This is a genomic window from Citrobacter sp. wls757, assembly GCF_005280935.1.
GTDB classification, from domain to species: Bacteria; Pseudomonadota; Gammaproteobacteria; order Enterobacterales; family Enterobacteriaceae; genus Citrobacter; species Citrobacter portucalensis.
In genome coordinates this window covers 59,016-79,581 of record NZ_SZWU01000038.1, presented here as the reverse complement: position 1 = coordinate 79,581, position 20,566 = coordinate 59,016, and the positions used below count along the sequence as shown (strand labels likewise).

Sequence of the window (20,566 nt, the reverse complement as noted above, 5' to 3'; positions counted from 1 at the left end):
TACCTTACAGGCGGTGTCGCTCAGCAGCACCGCCATGGAGAATAACGATGAAAACCATTTTCAAAAACGGAAATGTAATCGATGGGACGGGCAGTGAAGGCAGAATTGCCGATGTGATGGTTGATGAAGGACGTATTGTCGAAATCGGTCAAATTGAGGTTGGCATCAATGAACAGGTAATTGATGCAACAGGAAAAATTATATGCCCTGGCTTTATCGATACCCATACGCACTCTGACCTGTCGGCCATTATTAACCCCGCGCTGTCAGCAAAAATTCGTCAGGGTATCACCACCGAACTGTTGGGCCAGGACGGCGTCGCCTTAGCACCGTTACCTGAAGAATATATTCCAGCCTGGCGTAAAAATATCGCCGGACTGGACGGTGACACCGACAAAATTGACTGGAAGTATAAAAATACAGACGGTTATCTCAATCTGCTGGCATCACGTCATCCGGCGACAAACCTCGCGTATTTAGTTCCTCATGGCAACGTGCGCATGGAAGCGATGGGTCTGGATGGGCGTCCTTCGACCCGTGAAGATGTGGCGAAGATGTGTGAAGTCCTTGAGCGGGAGCTAAAGGCTGGGGCATTTGGACTTTCCACTGGACTTATCTATATGCCTTGCGCCTTTGGTGATACTGCCGAAATGATTGAACTGTGTAAGGTCACGGCGAAATATGACGGGATCTTTGTGGTGCATCAGCGCAGTGAAGCTGACGATATTATCAACTCAACCCAGGAACTGATTGATATCGCCAAAGCCACTGGCGTCTGGCTACATATTTCGCATATGAAAGTTTGCGGCAAGAAAAACTGGGGGCTGATCGACCAGATGCTGGGCATGCTGGAACAGGCGCAGGAAGAGGGAATTCGTATCTCTTTCGACCAGTATCCGTATGTGGCGGGCAGTACGATGCTTGGCGTGATCCTGCCGCCCTGGGTTCACTCCGGTGGTACGGACAAATTACTTGAGCGTCTCGCCTCGCCCGAACTGCGCGCCAAAATGATTGATGATATTCAGCAGGGTATTCCTGGCTGGGATAACTTTATCGATTTTGCCGGCTTGGACCAGATTTTTGTCACCAGCGTGAAAACGGCAAAAAATCAGGATGCTGTCGGTTTGAACCTCGTCCAGTTGGGCGAGCTGCGCGGAAAAGATCCGTACAACGCCACCTTCGATCTGCTCTTTGAAGAGGAAAACGCCGTGGGGATGGTCGACTTCTACGGTACCGAAGAGCACGTGATTAAGTTTCTCTGTCGACCTGAGCAAAACGTCTGTACCGACGGCTTAATGGGGGCTGGCAAACCGCACCCGCGCGTGTTTGGCGCATTCCCTCGCGTACTCGGTAAATATGTCCGTGAAGAGGGATGTCTGAGCTGGGAAGCGGCAATCCGCAAGATGACGGGAAAACCTGCTGAAGTATTGGGTTTGCAGGATCGCGGACTGCTGAAGGTGGGTTATGCAGCGGATATTGTGATGTTCGATCCGAACACAATTACGGATAAAGGCACTTTTGTGGAACCCAATCAGTACCCGGAAGGGATTGAAATTGTCATGGTTAATGGGCGCATTGCCTTAATCAATGGCACGGAAAGTTATGCCTGTAGCGGTACGGTTATTAGAAAACAATATTAAAAAATAACGCTAAACACGCATGGATCTATCGCGACTATTTATGGCCGCGGTAGATCACTACACCCTAAGGACATCACAATGAACCTACAAACGTCTTTACCTTCAGGTAAACCCAAGACCTGGAAAGCAAGATATACCGTCCTGACCCTGATCTGGCTGGCGTGGCTGCTCTCTTTTCTCGACAGAATGGTGATGAGCGTTTCGCTCCCTTATATTGGCAAAGATTTAAATCTTGATACGACTCAACAAGGTTTAATTATTAGCGCCTTTTTTATTGGTTATGCCGCGTTTCAAATTCCCGGTGGATTACTGGCGGATAAATTTGGCTCGCGCAAAATCATGGCCATTGGTATTGCATGGTGGTCTGTGTTCACCAGCTTAACCGGCGCAGTGCTGACGCTGCCGCTGATGTTAGCAGTACGGTTCTTCTTTGGTATCGGTGAGGGATGTTTCCCGTCGGCCTCATGGAAGATGATATCAACCTATTTCCCGTCGAAAGAGCGTGGTCGCGCCACGGCGATTCAGTCAACGGTTAACACCTTAGGCCCAGCGCTGGCGGTAGTTGTGGCGGCAAGCATCATCGGGGCATTTGGCTGGCACATGGTTTTTATCGTGCTAGGTATTCCCGGTCTGTTTATCGCGGCAGGTATCTACTTATTTACGCGTGACAACCCGAAAGATCACCCTGCCATTACGCAGCAAGACCTGGCTGAGTTGGCTGCTGACGATCAGGGGAGCCTGCAAAACACCAGTGCTATCGCGTTTAAAGACGTACTCAAAATGCCGGTGCTCTGGCAAATGGCCAGTATCTGGTTTTTGTTTGATATCACCTTCTGGGGTTTTTCAACCTGGCTACCAAGCTACCTGATTACCGTACGAGAGTTTTCTCTGGCAAAGACCGGCGTCATGGCAGCCATTCCCTTCCTGTTCGGGGCAGGCGGAACATTGTTAGGCGGTTATTGCTCAGACAAATTCAAACCCCAGCGTAAAACGCTGTATGTCGTAACCTCTGTTATTGCCGCGGGATTCCTGTATCTGACTTTCAGCGTGAGTAGTGCAGATATGGCGGTGGTTTATCAGTGTGTCTCAGCCCTGTTCATGTTCTTTGCCATGGCGACGTTCTGGGGCATTCTGATGGATACGATCCCGAGCAACATCATGGGGCGGGCATCCGGTATTGTTAACTTTGGCGGCCAGATGGCTGGGGTTGTATCAGCGCCTATTATCGGCTGGCTTATCCAAAGCAGCGGCGGAAGCTATAACAGCGCCTTTATCTTTATGATTGCTGCACTGTTGTGCTCAGCTGTCGTTACGCTGACAGTCAAAAGCTCGCACGCAGTGGGAGCGTTGCCCAGTAAAGCCTGATTAATGTCTCTCTTGTGGCTCTGCTGTTCCAGAGCCACATTAAGGATGACGGAAATAAGTGATTAAGAGCCTATCCCATTAGGCTCTTAATGGAAACTCAGGAATCGGTTTGAAAGAAATGCAGAGGATCTTTTAATCGTTTTCTCTAAGGAAAACAGTATAGGATTTTGTAAACTACAAAAATGAGATGTTTTGTTATCTCTTTTATCTATCACAGGAAAGGGGTAAAAAATCTTATTTTTAGGGAAGCATTCTGTATAAATGCTCATATGGTTTAATACTTCGCTGTTCAATGGTTTGGCCTTGTTACATATCTCGTTGGCGAATGCGCTGCATTTGCTGCAATTACAACAACATGCAGAATAGTCAGTCGAGATGAGGGAATCATTATTGCCAATGTTAAATCCTAGCTTTCCTCGCCGGATATAAGCATCCATTATTCCACTGGCTTCATATTTTAGCAGTAATCCCTCCCGTTCACTCCGCGTTAAAGATGGCGATAATATATAACTCAGCAATAAGGTGGTTCTTTCATTTATGGATGGATATAGATTTAAATTGCTGATCTGTTTCGTCTTAATGATGAAATAGGACGCGATGACAAAGCCAAGGCATCGAGCGGTACTCATCTGCAGATCCCAGTTGTCTTTTTGTACGGTATATTCGTAAGTTACAGGCATGAGTGAATGTTCGTACGCTAGAAAGTCGGCAATAAACTCCATGGTCCTGATATACGGAAGTTGGTTGCCATTCATCTTGATGTATTGATGCTGGCAACACATCAAATGAACCAATTCATGAAAGAAAACGAAGTTCATAAAAGAGCGGGCGGTGTTAAGAGATACCTCTACTGAATGTATGTCAACGCGATTGGCTATAATACATAGCGCTGTATCGGCTAAGGCTGTGTGTTTAAATATGGAGGCAAGATCGAGACTGATGTTTAAGTTGTATGTTCCTGCAACAATAATTACCCATGAATAGAATCTGTGATTAATTGCAATATATGCAATATCTTCGTGGATAACTATCTGGATTAATGGTTCATTTTCGTTCACAAAACCCCATACGGTTTTGTTCACCGGGATGAGTGAGTCTTTACCCAGCCAGGCTTCGATCATCAAATCCAGCTCAGTAAATGAGTACCATGTAATATCGGTATCAATATTTTCAGGTGAACACCAGGATTGATAAGGCCATGCGTCAGGCATTGTGTCAGGGAATGCAACATTGTTTAATGATTCTCGTATTTGATTCATTTTGCTATACGCCATCAATAAATTGCTTTGCTTACTACCAGAAGAGAAGCGTAACTTGCTGTTCTGGTAACCTATTTTTCTCCTTAGAATGTGAAAGTGGTGCTTTTAACGTTGGCCGGATTTTCTTCCCGCCAGGTTGTGCCAGTGTACGATCCTTCTGGATTTACAGTTTCTCCAAAATTCAGGTTAGTAAAATTGTTATCACCCGAAAGTATGAAAAAATGCTCTATCTTATTTTTTATCAGCGCATCGATGTAACCTGGAAATTTGAAAATACGCTGTTTCTGCTTTATTTAAGCATAAAGACAAGTGTAGGATAATTTCATATAGAAATAAAATTAACAAAGAACTGTCGTAGGCAACGTATTGAAAAATAATATTTGTTTTTAATGTAAAGTTGCTGACATAGAAATGTGCATAGGAATGTTCAACGTAAGCGGCTATTTGATGGCGGCTTTCCACCATGCCACCCTAACGGGAGGTTCGTCAGATGAGGGGTATTTTCCGTATTTTTACGGTTCTAATGCTTACTACGCTATTGATATTAATAACTTTGTTAAGAATGAACCCTAATAAATGAAAGGCATGTCCTACATGTGTAGGAATTTTCCTTTGCGTTGTGTTAATGATTTGATATTTACAAAGGTTTAAAGTTTAATTTTTGTAAATCAAAATGTTATTTTTATGATTTATTCATTCGAATTATGAAAAAATAATAAAATATACGCGTGGCTATGCTAGAATTTTCCTCTTAAAGTCTTGCGTTTATAAAACATAATATTGAAGACTCATCTGCTCTATAGCCATCGCCTCTCTTTATTTATCGGGATTCTTATACGCAATGAACGCGATAATCGTTGACGATCACCCATTGGCTCGCATTGCCATCCGCAACTTACTCGATACCAATGGTATCGCTGTGACCACCGAACTCGACAGTGGGGATCAAGTGGTTCAAACCGTTGAAAAAACTAAACCGGAGCTGTTGATTATCGATGTGGATATTCCGGGTATCAGTGGCATCGAAGTGCTGGAGCAACTGAGAAAGCGGCACTATGCTGGTGTAATCATTATCATTTCAGCCAAAAATGAATTTTTTTACGGCAAACGTAGCGCCGAATACGGTGCTAACGGATTTGTGAGTAAAAAAGAAGGTATGAATAATATTCTTGCCGCAATTGAAGCAGCAAAAAATGGCTATAGCTATTTTCCCTTTTCCCTTGAGCACTTTACTGGTTCATCCGTCAGCGAGCAGGATAAGCTTGATACGTTGTCGAACCAGGAAATGAGAGTATTGCGTTATATCCTTAATGGCATGGATTACAGCACAATTGCCAGCAAAATGAATATCAGTAATAAAACGGTAAGTACCTATAAAAGCCGGTTGATGGAGAAATTAGATTGTTCATCATTAATGGAAATTTATGATTATGCGCAGAGAAATAAAATAGGATAGAGTAATGCTGGAACGCTTTTTTATTTTTTTGATGGTCATCTTTACCATCGGGTTGTCTACGGGTGTAAGCTCAGCTCGGCAAGTTGAGCTAAAAAGTAACTATAATACCTCAGTGCAAAATATCGGCTTGAACAGGGAAGAAACAAACTGGTTAGCGCATAAAAAAACCTTGGTTGTTGGCACCTGGTTACCGGAAGTCTCCCCCATTGTTTATCAAAATAGCGGTGAATATTATCGGGGCGTCAACGCGGATTACCTTGCGTTAATGCAAAAGAACCTCAATCTAAAAATCATTATAAAGCAGTATGATAATGAGCAAGAGGCGCTGGCCGCGCTCGCCAATAACGATGTTGATACGCTGATAACCCAACTGTCCCGGCGCCAGGATGTTGGCGGGAATTTGTTGCGCACTTCGGCATTGCTGACCACGTGGCCGACGCTTGTAACATCGCTAAAAAACACTATGCTGCCGCTGACCTCGAACCATCAGGTTAGCGTCGCGTGTGTGCGGGATTGCCCTTTTCTCGATGTTATCCAGGGGGCTTTTCCTGAGGCTAAAGTCTCATTTTATGACGATGAGTATCAGGCTATGGCGTCGGTAGTGAATGGCGATAACCAATATTATATTGGTAACAATATCACCAGCAGTCATTGTATCTCTCGATACTTCTCACAATCACTGGTTATTACGCACTACTTTGATAAGCAAGAACAATATAATTATTTTGTCGTTAACGAAGATCAGCCTGTATTAAGAAATATTCTTGATGGTTTCATTACGTCAATCAGTAATGAAATTCATATGCAAGTCATGCAGAACTGGCTGAACCGCGGCAACCTTGCCTATCTGAATGCGCCTATTCCTTTCACCGATCAGGAAAAAGCGTGGTTGAAGAAAAAGCATGTTATCCGCATTTTAATCAACCCAGATTACTCGCCCTATACGCTGGTCGATCGCAGTGGTGAGTTACGCGGTATTATTGGTGATTTGCTGAATATTATTCATCTGCAAACGGGGCTCGATTTTGAACCCATTTTAGCTAGCTCCAAAAGTGAGCAGACAAAGCGAATAAGCGGCGAACAGTGGGATATGTATCCCACTATCACGCTAACTCATCAAAACCCGAGCAATTCGGCCTTTAGCGATCCGCTGATGAATGTGGCATTTGTGATGATCACTTCCCGTGAGGAAACCGCCGAATCACTACTGGAGAAGCCGATACGTATTGCTTTGCCTGCCGGGCATGTGCTGGAAAGCGAGCTGAAGCAACGCTATCCGCAGGCCACCTGGGTGAATGCGGATACTGGCAGTGTTGCGATGGCCATGGTCAAGGAGGGCAGCGTTGATGCGGCAATCGCTACCGAATTGTCGGCAAGATTTATGGTCGATCATTACTACCAGAAAAATATGCACTTTTTTAGGCTTCCAGATATGCCTGGTGCGTCGGTAAGTTTTGCAATCTCTCCCCGCGAGCCGATGTTGAAGTCTGTTATGGATAAAGCGCTACAGGCTATACCGCCACGTGAAATTTTGCAGATGACGGAGAGGTGGTCGAAAATTTCCAATACGCAGGTCGATTTCTGGAGTCGATATAGCAAACAGTTCTATCAACTGGGGATATTCGCGCTGCTGCTGATAGCAATTAGCCTGATCTGGGGGATCTCACTCTCCCGTGAGGTAAATAAAAGGAAACAATCGCAGCGGCTACTGGAAGAGCAGCTTCATCTCAAAGAAGCATTATCTCAAGAACTGGAAAACGAAAAGAATAAAGCGATTGAAGCAACCAAGGCCAAAAGTCGCTTTCTGGCGAGTATGAGCCATGAATTACGTACTCCGGTAAGTTCGATTGTTGGCTTTGTGGAATTACTGTCGAGTTCAGAACTCAGCCCGGCACAGCGAAAAGAGGCGATTGCCCTTACCGGGGCGACGGCCCAGTCATTGCTTGGGCTGATCGGTAAGATACTGGATGTGGATAAGATTGAGTCTGGTAAATACCAGGTTGTTCCTCAATGGACGGATCTCTCGCAGCTCATTGAATTGCAGTGTCACTCTTTCGATGCCTTAGCCAGACAGAAAGGCATTACGCTTGCCTGCGTTAGCCAGTTGCCGGCGAACGAGCGGGTATTTGTCGATCAGCAGGCTTTGCGGCAAATTCTCACCAACCTGGTGGGTAATGCGTTGAAGTTTACCGAGCAGGGCAGCATTCATGTAACGGCCCGTTTGACGCCTGAGGGAGAGAATCACGGTACCCTGACTATTGCCATTAGCGACACCGGTTGCGGTATTAGTGAAGAGGAGCAGGCGGGGCTGTTTCAGCGTTACGCCCAGGGACGCTGCGGGCGTCAACAAACCGGTTCTGGACTGGGGTTATTTATCTGCAAAGAACTGGTGACGTTGATGGGTGGGACGCTGGAGTTGATGAGCGTCCCGTTGCAAGGAACCACGTTTACCATAACGCTGCCGGTTGAAACGGCTCGACAGTCGATTGTATCGGATGGCGATGCGCCCGGTACTCTGTTACCGCTTCCGTGTCTGTCTATTTTGATAGCTGACGATAATCCAACCAATCGCCTGCTGCTCAAGCGACAGTTGAATGCCATTGGCTACAGCGTGGATGAAGCGTGTGATGGGGAGGAAGCAGAAGCCAAACTGGCGAAGAAATCGTACGATCTGCTGATAACCGATGTAAATATGCCGAAAAAAGACGGGTTTGATCTCGCGGCTTCGCTACGTCGTCAACAGCCGAATTTACAAATATGGGGACTGACGGCCAGCGCACTTCCACAGTCACGCGATCGATGCCTGCAAAATGGTATGAACTTGTGCCTGTTCAAGCCTGTGTCGATTCAGACACTGACCCATGAATTGAGTAAAATCGAAACCGGTTATGCGTCTCCTTGTACAATCCGGCATTTGAAATTCAATGTGTTGACGGAAAATACCGGCGGCGATCGCGCACTGATGAACGAGATTCTCGAGACATTTCGCGAGGCAACGCTGAATGATATACAAGCGGCTGAGAAAGCCGTTCTGCAAGATGAACCTCAGCTGTTTTTGCGAGCTCTTCACCGGTTGCATGGCTCGGCGCAAATTCTGGGTATCACTGCGCTACAGAACCTGTGCGAACCTTTCGAATCCAGACGACATGACGATCTTCCTCTGGCAGTACGCGAGGAGGCATTGCAGAAGATTATTGCTGTTATGCGGGAAATTGAGATTGAGATAGACAGTCTGATTAGCCATTAATCCCCCTGATCGGGTAGCTGTAGCTGCCCGATCAGGAGAGAAAGTCCTGGTTCAACACTCCGTAGTGCTGAGTACTACTGGCCTGCGCCGATCATCTCGCTATCGACCACAATGCCATCTTCAGCACCTTTTAACACAAGGTTTGCTTCATAGTATTTACCGGAAGCCAGCAGTTTTTGCGCGCTGGCAACGGCTTTACGAGTCTGATTCAGAGGCATCAGGTATTGGGTCTGAAGCACGCTGATACCAGCCAGTTGCAGAGTATCCACTGCACCTTTCCAGTCGCCTTTGGCCATTTTGCCATTCGCTGTTTTGATAGCGGATTCTTTGGCCGGAGTCGCAATATAGTCTTCTGACAGCGCGACCGTAGCGTTAATAACCACGTACTGATCGTCAATCATCTTGGCTTTAGGCGCAGCTTTTACAAATTTCGCCCAATCTTTGCTGTCGCCTGCCAGCAGGGAAGCCGCGTCATCGGTTAATTTTTTAGCGCTGTCAGGCTGTCCATGAAACAGGGCCAGACGAGCAAGCTGAATATCACGCATCGCATTTGCGCCTTGCACTGCGACCTGCATAACATCGGCAGCTTCTTTTTGTACATTTGCGGTAGCAGCTTGCGCCGGAGTGGTTGTGGTAGCAGTAGCAGCCATCACTGGTGCTGAACCCATCATGGTTGCAAGCACACCCGCAAGAATAATCTTTTTCATTACTTTCTCCTGAATAAATTTGGTATATGTCACCAAACGCAATAAGCATATTAAATAATGTTAAAGAGAGGAATCAGAGCCAAGATAGAATAATGACCGTTTAATCCTACAAGTGTCAGATGTCTGACATGTGTAGGAATATACGCATAGCGACATTCTCTTGTTCTTATATACGCTTCCTTAGTGGAAGTCTTATCATTCCATTGTAAGTAACATATGTTGAGTGAGTAATAATTCTTGTGTCAACAGGTTACATTGCGTTTATGTATAACGGAGGATGTATGTTTGTTTTTAATCAGCGTAGCCTGAGAGCGTTTAATGAAAAAACACTCGTTCATTATAAAAAGCACGCGACGATTATGGCGGTGTTGATGTTGATTTGTGGCATCTGCTGCTTGATTTATCCGATTGCTGCAGGTGTTTATTTAAGCTATGCAACCGGCTTTATGTTCCTGGTATGTGGTTTCTATTCTATTTATAGCCTGTTTAGCTCAGGTAAAAAGCAATTGAAAGCCAAATTTACCTATGCCTTTTTTGCTATCGCGTGGTTACTGCTGGGTTACTGTTTCCTCGTGAATCCTGTGATAGGCATGAATTCACTGGCAATGGTATTTTGCTGCCTGTTTATTCTGGGGGGGATTTTTCGTATCGCCTCTGGGGTCAAACTGTTCCGTAGCCCGGGTTATGGATGGAACATTTTTATTGGTATTTTTGACCTGCTTATTGCCGGCGTATGGCTGAATATGGATCCCGACAGATCGTATGTATTTACCTCAATCTTTATTGGTGTCGAGATGATCTTTAGTTCTTTAGCTTTTATCAGTCTGCGTAGAAATGCGACGCTGGTAAAAACTGATAAGCTCGCCGATAAAAATTAATGCTACTTCTGGAGCGCATAGTGAATATTAAGATGATGGTTTCTGCAGCTATTCTTGTGACCTCTATTATGGCGCCAATAACCCGTGCTTTGGCTACTCAGGCAACGGAAGCTGCGCCACAAGATATGACCTGTAAAGAATTTGTTGATATGAGTCAGCAATACAAGACGGCAATTGCCTTTGTGATTGTTAATAAAAATTCTGACTTTAAAGGCGATGATTATGTTCCCCTGCATGAGGTGGAAACGGAAGCTGTACCGAAAATGGTTAAAATGTGCTATCAGCATCCGAATACAAAACTGGGTGAACTGGCTGTAAATCTGAAAGGTTCCGGTCTGCACTATTGATTAACCGTTTTGATAGCCTGGCTTTTGTTAGAATTGACAACCTCTGTTCCTACCCTCAGTCGTTCCTTATAAAAAATCCGCGTAATTTACCCTGCTATCCACGAGAAACTCGCTGGATAGCCGTGCCCGCTAATAACCGTAGACCTGACAAACGAAGCCCCATCCCTGGGAATTTAATAATCTAAACCCAGGGATAGGGCAGGGGATCAGCGTCGAGCTTTAAATCGCGCTAACGTATTTTCAACGAGGACAAAGAACACTGGAACAAAATAGATTGCCAGTACCGTCGCGGCCAGCATCCCACCGATAACCCCCGTACCGACGGCATTTTGCGCACCAGAGCCCGCGCCGTTGCTTATTGCCAGTGGAATAACCCCCAGGATGAAGGCGAGTGAGGTCATCAGAATTGGACGTAAGCGCATTTGCGCGGCTTCCACCGCAGCCTCAAGCGGTGTTTTCCCTTCTTTCTGCATAATCTCGACGGCAAACTCGACGATCAGAATGGCGTTTTTAGCCGACAGCCCCATGGTGGTGAGCAGGCCGACCTGGAAATAAACATCATTGCTCAGGCCGCGCAGATCGGTAGCCAGCAAAGCGCCGACCACCCCGATTGGCACAACCAGCATCACCGAGAACGGGATCGACCAGCTTTCATACAGAGCCGCCAGCGCCAGAAACACGACGATCAGCGAAATGCCGTACAGCATTGGTGCCTGGTTTGTGGATAGCGCCTCCTGATAAGACAGACCGGTCCAGGCATAGCCGACGCCTGCGGGCAGTTTATTAATCAGCGATGCCATAAATTTCATCGCATCACCGCTGCTTTTCCCTTCAACCGGCTGGCCCAGAATTTCCATTGCTGGTTGACCGTTGTAGCGTTCAAGGCGAGGAGAACCGTAGGTCCACTCGGTGGATGAGTAGGCGGAAAGCGGGGTCATGGAACCGGAGGCGTTACGTACGTACCAGTGGTTGATATTGTCCGGCAACATACGGAACGGCGTATCGGCCTGGACATACACTTTTTTTACGCGCCCCTGGTTCAGGAAATCATTGACATAGCGACTACCAAACGCGGTGGAGATGGTCTGATTAATATCCGATAACGCAACGCCCATAGCTTCAGCCTTTTTGGCGTTGACGTGAATGCGGAACATCGGTGTATCTTCCAGACCGTTCGGACGCACCCCGTCGACCTCACCGGATGACTGGTTGGCCAAAGCCAGAAGCTGGTTCCGCGCCTGCATCATTTTTTCATGCCCAAGATTACCGTTATCCAGCAGCTCCATATCAAACCCTGATGCAGTGCCCAATTCTGCGACCGCCGGTAAATTGAACGGATAAACGACGGCATTATTGATGGTGCTTAAGGCCATCATTGCCCGTCGAATAATGGCGGTAACCGAGTTTTCTTCGCCAACGCGTTCTGACCAGGGCTTCAGGCTGATAAACGCCAGACCGTTGTTTTGTCCCTGGCCGCTGAAACCAAATCCGCCGACGGTGAAAACAGAAGCAACGTTTTTCTGCTCTTTCGTCAGGTAGTAGTCGGTTATTTCCCCGAGCACTTTACTGGTGTTCACCATCGTTGAACCCGAAGGCAATTGTGCCGTGGTCATGAATACCCCCTGATCTTCTTCAGGCAGAAACGAGGTCGGAGTGCGTAAAAACAGCATAATCATGCCCGCGCCAATGACTAAATAGACGACCATATAACGGCCTGTGCGACGTAGCAGTCTACGGGTGCTGTCCGTGTAGTGCTGAGTGCATTTCTCCATGAAGTGATTGAAACGGGTAAACAGAAAATGTGTGTTTTCCTTTTCTCCTTCGTGGGATTTCAACAACATAGCGCAAAGTGCAGGCGTCAGGCTCATTGCCACAAATACCGACAGCAGCATGGAGGAGATTAAGGTGATGGAAAACTGACGGAAAATTTCACCCGTTGCCCCGCTCATAAACGCCATCGGCATAAATACGGCGGATAACACGACGGCAATACCAACCAGCGCCCTCTGGAGCTGGCCCATTGCTTTATGCGTTGCCGCTTTTGGAGACAAGTGCTCTTCAGCAATAATACGTTCTACGTTCTCAACCACCACGATGGCATCATCGACCAACAGCCCTATCGCCAGCACCATGCCAAACATCGTGAGCGTGTTAATCGAAAAACCGGCGACGTCGAGTATTGCAAAGGTTCCGAGGATAACCACCGGAACGGCGATAGTGGGGATAAGCGTCGCACGGAAACTCTGCAAAAACAGATACATGACGAGGAATACCAGAATGATTGCCTCGATCAAAGTATGAAAAACACCCTGAATCGAAATCTCGATAAACGGCGTGGTGTCATAGGGATAAACGGTTTTCATACTGGCCGGAAACCAGGCCGATAATCTGTTCAGCTCTTGTTTGACCGCCTGGGACGTTGCCAGGGCATTGGCACCAGCGGCAAGTTTAATCGCAATCCCGGCGGCGGGTTTGCCGTTGTAACGTGCAACCGTTGCATAATTTTCCGCACCCAGCTCAATGCGCGCGACATCGCGCAGCAGAACCTGAGAACCATCTTGCTGAACTTTAAGGAAGATCTTGCCAAATTCATCGGTCGTTTGCAGACGCGTCTGGACAATGATCGACGCATTTAACTGCTGATCGGCTGACTGAGGCATACCCCCCAACTGCCCGCCAGATATCTGATTATTCTGCACTTTGAGCTGGGTAATGACGTCCTCGGGAGTGAGGTTATACTTGTCGAGCTTTTGTGGATCCAACCAGATGCGCATGGCGTATTGCGAACCGAATAACTGTACGCTCCCCACCCCGGCAGTGCGGCTTAGCGGATCTTTAATGTTCGAGGCTACATAGTCGGCAATATCATATTGGCTCAGGCTGTTATTATCAGAGATAAAACCGGCAACCATTAAGATATTGCTGCTGGATTTATCAACGCTGATCCCTTGCTGTTGTACTTCCTGTGGCAAGGAAGGCATCGCCAGCTGCAGTTTATTCTGTACCTGAACCTGCGCAATATCGGGTGACGTACCCGTTTTGAAGGTCAGGATAATCGAGGCATTACCTGCCGCATCGCTGGTGGATGACATATACATCAGGCCATCAAGACCATTCATATTCTGTTCAATCACCTGGGTGACGGAGTCTTCAACGGTCTTTGCGTCAGCCCCTGGGTAGGCAGCGCTGATGGTAATGGTTGGGGGCGCAATTTGTGGATATTGGGCGACAGGCAGGTTCATTATCGCGATACCGCCCGTAAACATCATGATAATAGCGAGCACCCAGGCGAAAACCGGGCGCTCAATAAAAAAGTTGGCCATGAAGAAAGTGTCCTTAATGCCTGAAATATTACTGTTCAGCTACCGTGTCAGGTGTGTTCAGTTTTGAAGGGAGGACCCGGGCTTTGATTCCCGGACGAATTCTTTGTAATCCGGACACAATGACCCGATCGCCAGGACGTAATCCCGCGGTCACTAACCATTGATTACCAACGGCCTTCACTGCGTTTATTTCACGCAGTTGCACTACGTTCTCCTGGTCAAGGATCAGCGCGGTGGCTTTTCCTTGCTCGTTATGCGTAATTCCTTGCTGGGGGACCATCAACACGTTTTGTTGACTGCCTTCGTCCAGCAACGCCGTGACATACATACCGGGTAAAATTTCACCTTCAGGATTGGGAAATACGGCGCGCAGGGTTACCGAACCGGTGGTCTCATCAACAGCGGGATCGGAAAACTCAAGCGTACCGGTATGGCGATAGGGCTTGCCGTTTTCCAGCATCAGTTCAACCGGAATTTTGCCTTGTTGCTGGGCGATTTGGCCGTTGGCTTTCTCTTCTTTCAGGCGTAAGAAGTCCTGTACTGATTGGGTTAAATCAACATAAATCGGATCTAATCTCTGAACGGTGACCAGCGCGTTTTCCTGATTGGCAGTAACCAGGGCACCCACGGTCACGGAAGATTTGCCGCTAATGCCATCAATGGGCGAGGTAACATTGGCGTATCGAAGATTGATGGTGGCTTGTTCAAGATCCGCTTTAGCGACGGCAACATTGGCTTGCGCTTCATTAAGCTGTGAACGCGTCGTGTCATAGTCCTGGCGGCTGACGTAATTAGATTTTATTAACGCTGACTGCCGATTGAGTGTCAGACGAACATTATTGGCGGTAGCCTGTGCCTTTGCCAACGCGCCTTTGGCTGAGTCCAGTCGTGCCTGCAGCGGGGCAGGATCAATTTGATACAGTGATTCTCCTTTGCTGACTTTATCGCCTTCAACAAAGTTGCGTTTTATGATGATCCCACCAACCTGAGGGCGGATTTCGGCGATCTCGAACGCAAGCGCTCGACCCGGAAGTTCACTTTTAATATTTACTGAGGAGGGCGCTAAGGTAACAACGCCGACCTCGGGCTCCATGGCGGTTTTTACTGCAGGTTTATTATCGCAGGCGGTGATGATGACGCTACTAAAGAATAATGGTATCAACAGTAAGCATTTTCTGTTCATAGTAATCCCTGAATAATGTGTAAACACAAATGTTCTTTTATTGCATGCAGGGTGGGGGAGTTGTCGGTAAATAACAAAAGATGGTCAGGCATGAGAAGGGTAAAGCCCATTTCTTCGCTAAAGAATTAGCGGTTAAAAATTATATGTAACAGGAAGAATGCATATTAAGCGAAGGATCTCATGAAGCAGGATGGCGCAATAAGATAAACGCGGGGTGATGAGAAGGGGTGTTTGCCAACACCTGACTCCGGAATATAGTCGCGCCATCTTACCTCTGGGATTATTTCACTAGCTCCGGAGTTACCTGAGTGACTGTATTGGCGTAGTAAGGCGCTCCCCACATCGGCTCAGGCCAGAATGCGCCGTAACCATAATCCCACATGTTATAGGTGGTGTTGACAGACTCAGTTAAATGCCAAACCTGAATTCCTTGTAAATCAACTTTAACAAAGTTGTACGGGACTTTGTTGATGAATCCTGACTCATCTCCTTGAATTGTTCCCAAAATAGTCACGAAATGGTTTCTGTAGTTTACCGGATCGAGGAAACCTTTCTGCTGGGCAAGAATACGTCCCTGATAGCTCGCGTCTATTTGTGGCTTAGCAGAGTCGTTCAGTGGCAAAACGGCGATTTCCAGCAACGTATCATTTTTGGTGTTAATCACATTGATGACTTTACCACCAAAGCGAGCCTGTTGACCGGTATATAAACCGGGCTGGTTATGCACGGAGATAAAGTTTTTTTGGATATCGGGTTGATTATTACCTTTGATATTCTCAGGAATGGAAGCACATGATGCCAGGGTGAAAGCAAGGGCAATAATCATCAACCCTTTTGTATTTTTCATTTTACTTTCCTGCTTAAAAAAGACAGGTCTATAGTAAACCTTTGCGTATTATTGTCAGCATGCGTATTGTTGATTATCTAATATTAATATAATTGTAGCTTATGGTAATAACGGATTGTATTTTATCTGGTCGCTGAATGAGGGCGATATTTTCAACGACCATAAAAGTAACGGCTGGCATCACGGTTTCACGTCACGCTGGCGGGAATGTAATAAAGCGGATCGTCAATTTTTGCGGTGCTCATCACCCGACAGAATGACCGTTTTCATTACTCCCGTCACCCAGACGGTAAGCCAGCGCCACCACTAGCGACTGCACCAGGCACAGCGTCGCAGACTGGGATCGAAACGCGTCAACCTGCGCCTCTTTCACCACAAAGCAGAGATCGCTGAACGTGGCCAGCGGGCTTATCTGGCTGTCGGTAATCACGATCTGGCGCGCGCCGGCATTGGCCGCAGTTTCGCTGACCATCAGCGTTTCTTCCGCATAAGGCGAGAAGCTAATCGACACCACGATATCCTGCGCTTTGATGCGGTTAATCTGCTCGCGCAGCATTCCGCCCATTCCGTCGAGCAAAATAGGGCGACATTCAAGATGGCTCAGCGCGTAGGTAAGATAGGCTGCTACGCTAAACGAACGACGCAGACCTGCAATGTAAATGGTGTCGGCTTCTGCCAGCAATTGTACGGCGCGTTCCAGCATTTCAGGTTCGGCACGGGCTGCCAACTGCTGGAGCGCCTGGGTATTCGAACGGGCGAACTCCTGCAGGATATCGAGCGGGGTTTCCGGTACGGCTTCGCTTTCCATCTCACGGAACATGCGCGCGCGGTCGCTGTAGCTGGCGGTTTCCTCTACCAGATTCATACGAAACAGCTGTTTCATTTCGTTGAAGCCGGTGAAGTCAAAGGCGTTGGCGAAGCGGATCAGCGTAGAGGGGGGCACTCCGGCACGTTCAGCAATGACGGCAACCGTATCAAAGGCCACGCTATTGGTATTATCCAGCACATAGCGGGACACCTGCTGCAGCCTCTTACTCAGGCTATCGTAGCGATCGCGGATTTGCTGCTGCAGCTCGTTCAGGCTGGTTGCTGTTGTCATTTTACCTCCTGGTACATAGTTTTATGATTCTAAACGCAAAACCGCGTCTTTGAAATGTCACTCATTCATCTGGCTGTAAAAACGAAACAAAAGCTTCAGGCTTGTCGTCCGCTGAAACGTTATGCCAGTGCACGCTAATCATGCGATTCCGCTTGTTAACATAAAAACCCATCCTTGATCACATTAATCATTATTTATTTTATTTCAACTTAAAATGGAATGTTTGTTTCATATATAGTACACAGATAACAGTGTTCAGGTAACAGTCACGTATCAACAGCGAGAGGTTAAGGATGGAGACAGTAGCGAATTTTATCCACGGCGAATGTGTCACCGGTTCAGGCCAGCGCGTTCAGGCAATCTTCAACCCGGCCACCGGCGAACAGATCCGCCAGGTGGTGATGAGTACGACACAGGAAACCGAGCAGGCCATTGCGGCAGCGCACGACGCATTCCCCGGGTGGGCGCGCCATTCTCCGTTAAAACGTGCGCGAGTGATGTTCCGCTTTAAGGCGCTGTTGGAAGAAAACATGGAGAGGCTGGCTCGCATCATCAGCGAAGAGCATGGCAAGGTATTCTCTGACGCAGTTGGTGAACTGACCCGCGGCCTGGAAGTGGTGGAGTTTGCCTGTGGCATCCCACATCTGCAAAAGGGCGAACACTCAGCCAACGTAGGGACCGGCGTCGATAGCCATTCGCTGATGCAACCGCTCGGGGTTTGCGTCGGGATCACGCCGTTTAACTTTCCGGCAATGGTACCGATGTGGATGTTCCCCATCGCGCTGGCAACCGGGAATACCTTCGTGCTGAAACCCTCAGAAAAAGACCCTTCTCTCGCCCTGGCTCTGGCCAAACTACTGCAAGACGCCGGATTGCCGGACGGCGTGTTCAACGTCGTGCAGGGGGACAAAGAGTCCGTTGACGTGCTGTTAACTGACCCGCGTGTGCAGGCCGTGAGCTTTGTCGGCTCTACGCCGATTGCGGAATACATTTATCAGACGGCATCGGCCCACGGTAAGCGTTGCCAGGCGTTAGGTGGCGCTAAAAATCACTGCATTTTAATGCCGGATGCCGACATGGATATGGCGACCAACGCCATTATGGGGGCCGCTTACGGCGCGGCGGGTGAACGCTGCATGGCGCTTTCGGTCGTGCTGGCGGTAGGGGACAAAACGGCAGACGAGCTGTGCTCGAGACTGGAAAAACAGATTGCGGCGCTGCGTGTCGGGCCTGGTCTTGACCAGACACCGGAAAATGAAATGGGGCCGCTTATCTCCTCTGTACATCGTAATAAAGTGCTCGGTTATATCGACAGTGGGGAATCGCAGGGGGCCAGCCTGCGCGTGGATGGTCGACGTTTTAGCGTTAAAGGCCATGAGCAGGGTTATTTTGTCGGGCCGACCCTGTTTGATAACGTCACGCCGGAGATGACCATCTATAAAGAAGAGATTTTTGGACCGGTGCTTTCTGTGGTGCGCGTAGCAGATTACAGCAGCGCGGTGGAACTGATTAACCGTCATGAATATGGTAATGGCACGGCAATTTTCACACGTGACGGCGGCTGTGCGCGTCGCTTCTGCGAAGAAGTGCAGGCGGGCATGGTGGGCGTAAACGTTCCAATTCCGGTGCCGATGGCGTTCCACAGTTTTGGCGGCTGGAAGCGGTCTATTTTTGGTGCGCTGAACGTTCATGGTAACGATGGTGTGCGCTTCTATACCCGGATGAAAACCGTCACCGCACGCTGGCCGGAGATGCTGCAGGACACAGGGGCCGCGTTCTCCATGCCAACGCTGGGCTGACAGGAGGGTTTATGCAAACCGAACGTATGACCATGGCTCAGGCGCTGGTCAAATTCCTTAATCAACAATATATCTGTGTCGATGGCGTGGAAACGCCCTTTGTCGAGGGCGTCGTCACCATCTTTGGTCACGGTAACGTGCTTGGCATTGGCCAGGCGCTGGAGCAGGCACCCGGTCATTTGCAGGTGATGCAGGGATGTAATGAGCAGGGAATTGCACACATGGCGACCGGGTTCGCCAAACAGCATCGGCGCCAGCGTATTTTTGCCGTGACGTCATCGGTTGGGCCGGGAGCGGCAAACATGGTGACCGCAGCGGCAACCGCGACGGCGAACCGTATTCCGCTGTTGCTGTTGCCTGGCGATGTCTACGCCAGTCGTCAGCCGGACCCGGTATTGCAGCAAATTGAGCAATACCATGATCTTGGCATCAGTACCAACGACTGCTTCCGCCCGGTCTCGCGTTACTGGGACCGGATTAACCGCCCGGAGCAGTTAATGAGCGCGATGCTAAACGCGATGCGAACGCTTACTGACCCCGCAGATACTGGTGCCGTAACTATTTGCCTGCCACAGGATGTGCAGGGGGAAGCCTGGGACTATCCGCAGAGCTTCTTTGCGCGCCGCGTTCATTTGATCGAACGTCGACCACCCGACCCGCAGCGTCTGGCGATGGCGCGGGCGCTGATTGCCCGCAAACGCCGTCCGCTGGTGGTATGCGGCGGCGGGGTACGATATTCCGGCGCGCATGAGGCGTTTCGTACGTTTGTTGAAACGCTGCAACTGCCGTTTGCCGAAACTCAGGCCGGAAAGGGAGCGCTGGTTAGTGACCACCCACTTAACCTCGGAGGCATTGGGGTAACTGGAGGGATGGCAGCGAATCAGCTCGCACCGCAAGCCGATCTGGTGATCGGCATTGGTACGCGCCTCACCGACTTTACCACCGGTTCGAAAGCGCTGTTTTCTCATCCGGAGGTTGAGTTCCTGCTGCTGAACGTGGCGGAGTTTGACGCACTGAAGCTTGATGCCACTGCGCTTATCGCCGACGCCCGTACCGGGCTTAAGGCATTAACCGAAACACTGAAAGACTACCGCAGCGATTGGGGGAAGGAGGTCGCTAAGGCGCAAGAGGCCTGGCGCGATGAGTGCCAACGTTTATGGGAGCGCGACTGGCGTCCAGATGACGAACCCGAAGTGGCTGGGCATCTTGACGCTCAGCTGGCGGAATATGGCGACACGCTAAACACCCGGTTGACCCAGACGAAGGTGCTGGGGCTTATCAATCAGCACATTGAAGATAACGCTATCGTCGTAGGGGCCGCCGGATCGCTGCCTGGCGATTTACAGCGTATCTGGCAGGTCAAAACCCCGGACAGCTATCACCTGGAATACGGTTACTCCTGTATGGGCTATGAGA

Annotated in this window: 14 protein-coding genes; 8 read left to right on the top strand and 6 right to left on the bottom strand. The window is 48.6% G+C overall.

The features are described 5' to 3' along the window. The first annotated feature begins 47 nt into the window (after nt 1-47). Both FDW94_RS10435 and FDW94_RS10430 read left to right on the top strand, forming a co-directional pair. Nucleotides 48-1,640, top strand: a complete 1,593-nt coding sequence (locus tag FDW94_RS10435; RefSeq protein ID WP_008785573.1) for a D-aminoacylase — start codon at nt 48-50, stop codon at nt 1,638-1,640. A gap of 78 nt (nt 1,641-1,718) precedes the next feature. Beyond that, a complete protein-coding gene (locus FDW94_RS10430; protein ID WP_003826074.1) occupies nt 1,719-3,005 on the top strand; it encodes an MFS transporter in 1,287 nt (428 codons plus the stop codon). Between the two features lie 86 nt (nt 3,006-3,091). On the opposite strand, the gene FDW94_RS10425 is transcribed toward FDW94_RS10430, so the two are convergent. Further along, on the bottom strand, nt 3,092-4,264 hold the full coding sequence (locus FDW94_RS10425) for a hypothetical protein (protein ID WP_137377545.1): 1,173 nt from the start codon (nt 4,262-4,264) through the stop codon (nt 3,092-3,094). 841 nt (nt 4,265-5,105) lie between these two features. On the opposite strand from FDW94_RS10425, the gene evgA reads away from it, so the two are divergent. Together evgA and FDW94_RS10415 are read left to right on the top strand one after the other, a co-directional pair. Then, the gene (evgA, locus tag FDW94_RS10420; RefSeq protein WP_008785570.1) at nt 5,106-5,720 is read left to right on the top strand and encodes an acid-sensing system DNA-binding response regulator EvgA; all 615 of its coding nucleotides are present in this window, start codon (nt 5,106-5,108) and stop codon (nt 5,718-5,720) included. A gap of 4 nt (nt 5,721-5,724) precedes the next feature. Then, the gene (locus FDW94_RS10415; RefSeq protein WP_137377544.1) at nt 5,725-8,967 is read left to right on the top strand and encodes a transporter substrate-binding domain-containing protein; all 3,243 of its coding nucleotides are present in this window, start codon (nt 5,725-5,727) and stop codon (nt 8,965-8,967) included. 74 nt (nt 8,968-9,041) lie between these two features. On the opposite strand, the gene FDW94_RS10410 is transcribed toward FDW94_RS10415, so the two are convergent. Next, nucleotides 9,042-9,674: a YfdX family protein gene (locus tag FDW94_RS10410; protein WP_057068462.1), complete on the bottom strand. Its 633-nt coding sequence runs from the start codon at nt 9,672-9,674 to the stop codon at nt 9,042-9,044. Between the two features lie 281 nt (nt 9,675-9,955). On the opposite strand from FDW94_RS10410, the gene FDW94_RS10405 reads away from it, so the two are divergent. Together FDW94_RS10405 and FDW94_RS10400 are read left to right on the top strand one after the other, a co-directional pair. After that, nucleotides 9,956-10,552 carry a DUF308 domain-containing protein gene (locus FDW94_RS10405; protein ID WP_003826082.1) on the top strand — a complete coding sequence of 199 codons (597 nt, stop codon included), beginning with the start codon at nt 9,956-9,958 and terminating at the stop codon, nt 10,550-10,552. Next, on the top strand, nt 10,552-10,899 hold the full coding sequence (locus FDW94_RS10400; protein WP_137377543.1) for an HdeA/HdeB family chaperone: 348 nt from the start codon (nt 10,552-10,554) through the stop codon (nt 10,897-10,899). The genes FDW94_RS10405 and FDW94_RS10400 overlap by 1 nt, the downstream gene beginning before the upstream one ends. A gap of 206 nt (nt 10,900-11,105) precedes the next feature. Here the strand turns inward: FDW94_RS10400 and FDW94_RS10395 are convergent, their stop codons facing one another. From FDW94_RS10395 to FDW94_RS10380, 4 genes are all read right to left on the bottom strand, one after another. After that, entirely contained in the window at nt 11,106-14,222 is a 3,117-nt protein-coding gene (locus FDW94_RS10395) for an efflux RND transporter permease subunit (protein ID WP_079934250.1), read from the bottom strand. Nucleotides 14,223-14,250: 28 nt separating this feature from the next. Further along, nucleotides 14,251-15,405, bottom strand: a complete 1,155-nt coding sequence (locus FDW94_RS10390; protein ID WP_111465195.1) for an efflux RND transporter periplasmic adaptor subunit — start codon at nt 15,403-15,405, stop codon at nt 14,251-14,253. A 280-nt stretch (nt 15,406-15,685) separates the two neighbouring features. Next, the gene (locus FDW94_RS10385; RefSeq protein WP_003826090.1) at nt 15,686-16,252 is read right to left on the bottom strand and encodes a Slp family lipoprotein; all 567 of its coding nucleotides are present in this window, start codon (nt 16,250-16,252) and stop codon (nt 15,686-15,688) included. A 244-nt stretch (nt 16,253-16,496) separates the two neighbouring features. Beyond that, the gene (locus FDW94_RS10380; protein ID WP_137377542.1) at nt 16,497-17,351 is read right to left on the bottom strand and encodes a MurR/RpiR family transcriptional regulator; all 855 of its coding nucleotides are present in this window, start codon (nt 17,349-17,351) and stop codon (nt 16,497-16,499) included. A 293-nt stretch (nt 17,352-17,644) separates the two neighbouring features. On the opposite strand from FDW94_RS10380, the gene FDW94_RS10375 reads away from it, so the two are divergent. Both FDW94_RS10375 and iolD read left to right on the top strand, forming a co-directional pair. Then, entirely contained in the window at nt 17,645-19,150 is a 1,506-nt protein-coding gene (locus FDW94_RS10375) for a CoA-acylating methylmalonate-semialdehyde dehydrogenase (RefSeq protein WP_137377541.1), read from the top strand. Nucleotides 19,151-19,161: 11 nt separating this feature from the next. Continuing rightward, nucleotides 19,162-20,566: 3D-(3,5/4)-trihydroxycyclohexane-1,2-dione acylhydrolase (decyclizing) (iolD, locus tag FDW94_RS10370; RefSeq protein ID WP_249358403.1), on the top strand; the 1,405-nt coding region annotated here is incomplete at its 3' end.

What these genes read in the sequence shown, in the direction of transcription:
- FDW94_RS10435 (WP_008785573.1), top strand. Translation starts at nt 48, where the DNA reads ATGAAAACCATTTTCAAAAACGGAAATGTAATCGATGGGACGGGCAGT.
- FDW94_RS10430 (WP_003826074.1), top strand. Translation starts at nt 1,719, where the DNA reads ATGAACCTACAAACGTCTTTACCTTCAGGTAAACCCAAGACCTGGAAA.
- FDW94_RS10425 (WP_137377545.1), bottom strand. Translation starts at nt 4,264, where the DNA reads ATGAATCAAATACGAGAATCATTAAACAATGTTGCATTCCCTGACACA.
- evgA (WP_008785570.1), top strand. Translation starts at nt 5,106, where the DNA reads ATGAACGCGATAATCGTTGACGATCACCCATTGGCTCGCATTGCCATC.
- FDW94_RS10415 (WP_137377544.1), top strand. Translation starts at nt 5,725, where the DNA reads ATGCTGGAACGCTTTTTTATTTTTTTGATGGTCATCTTTACCATCGGG.
- FDW94_RS10410 (WP_057068462.1), bottom strand. Translation starts at nt 9,674, where the DNA reads ATGAAAAAGATTATTCTTGCGGGTGTGCTTGCAACCATGATGGGTTCA.
- FDW94_RS10405 (WP_003826082.1), top strand. Translation starts at nt 9,956, where the DNA reads ATGTTTGTTTTTAATCAGCGTAGCCTGAGAGCGTTTAATGAAAAAACA.
- FDW94_RS10400 (WP_137377543.1), top strand. Translation starts at nt 10,552, where the DNA reads ATGCTACTTCTGGAGCGCATAGTGAATATTAAGATGATGGTTTCTGCA.
- FDW94_RS10395 (WP_079934250.1), bottom strand. Translation starts at nt 14,222, where the DNA reads ATGGCCAACTTTTTTATTGAGCGCCCGGTTTTCGCCTGGGTGCTCGCT.
- FDW94_RS10390 (WP_111465195.1), bottom strand. Translation starts at nt 15,405, where the DNA reads ATGAACAGAAAATGCTTACTGTTGATACCATTATTCTTTAGTAGCGTC.
- FDW94_RS10385 (WP_003826090.1), bottom strand. Translation starts at nt 16,252, where the DNA reads ATGAAAAATACAAAAGGGTTGATGATTATTGCCCTTGCTTTCACCCTG.
- FDW94_RS10380 (WP_137377542.1), bottom strand. Translation starts at nt 17,351, where the DNA reads ATGACAACAGCAACCAGCCTGAACGAGCTGCAGCAGCAAATCCGCGAT.
- FDW94_RS10375 (WP_137377541.1), top strand. Translation starts at nt 17,645, where the DNA reads ATGGAGACAGTAGCGAATTTTATCCACGGCGAATGTGTCACCGGTTCA.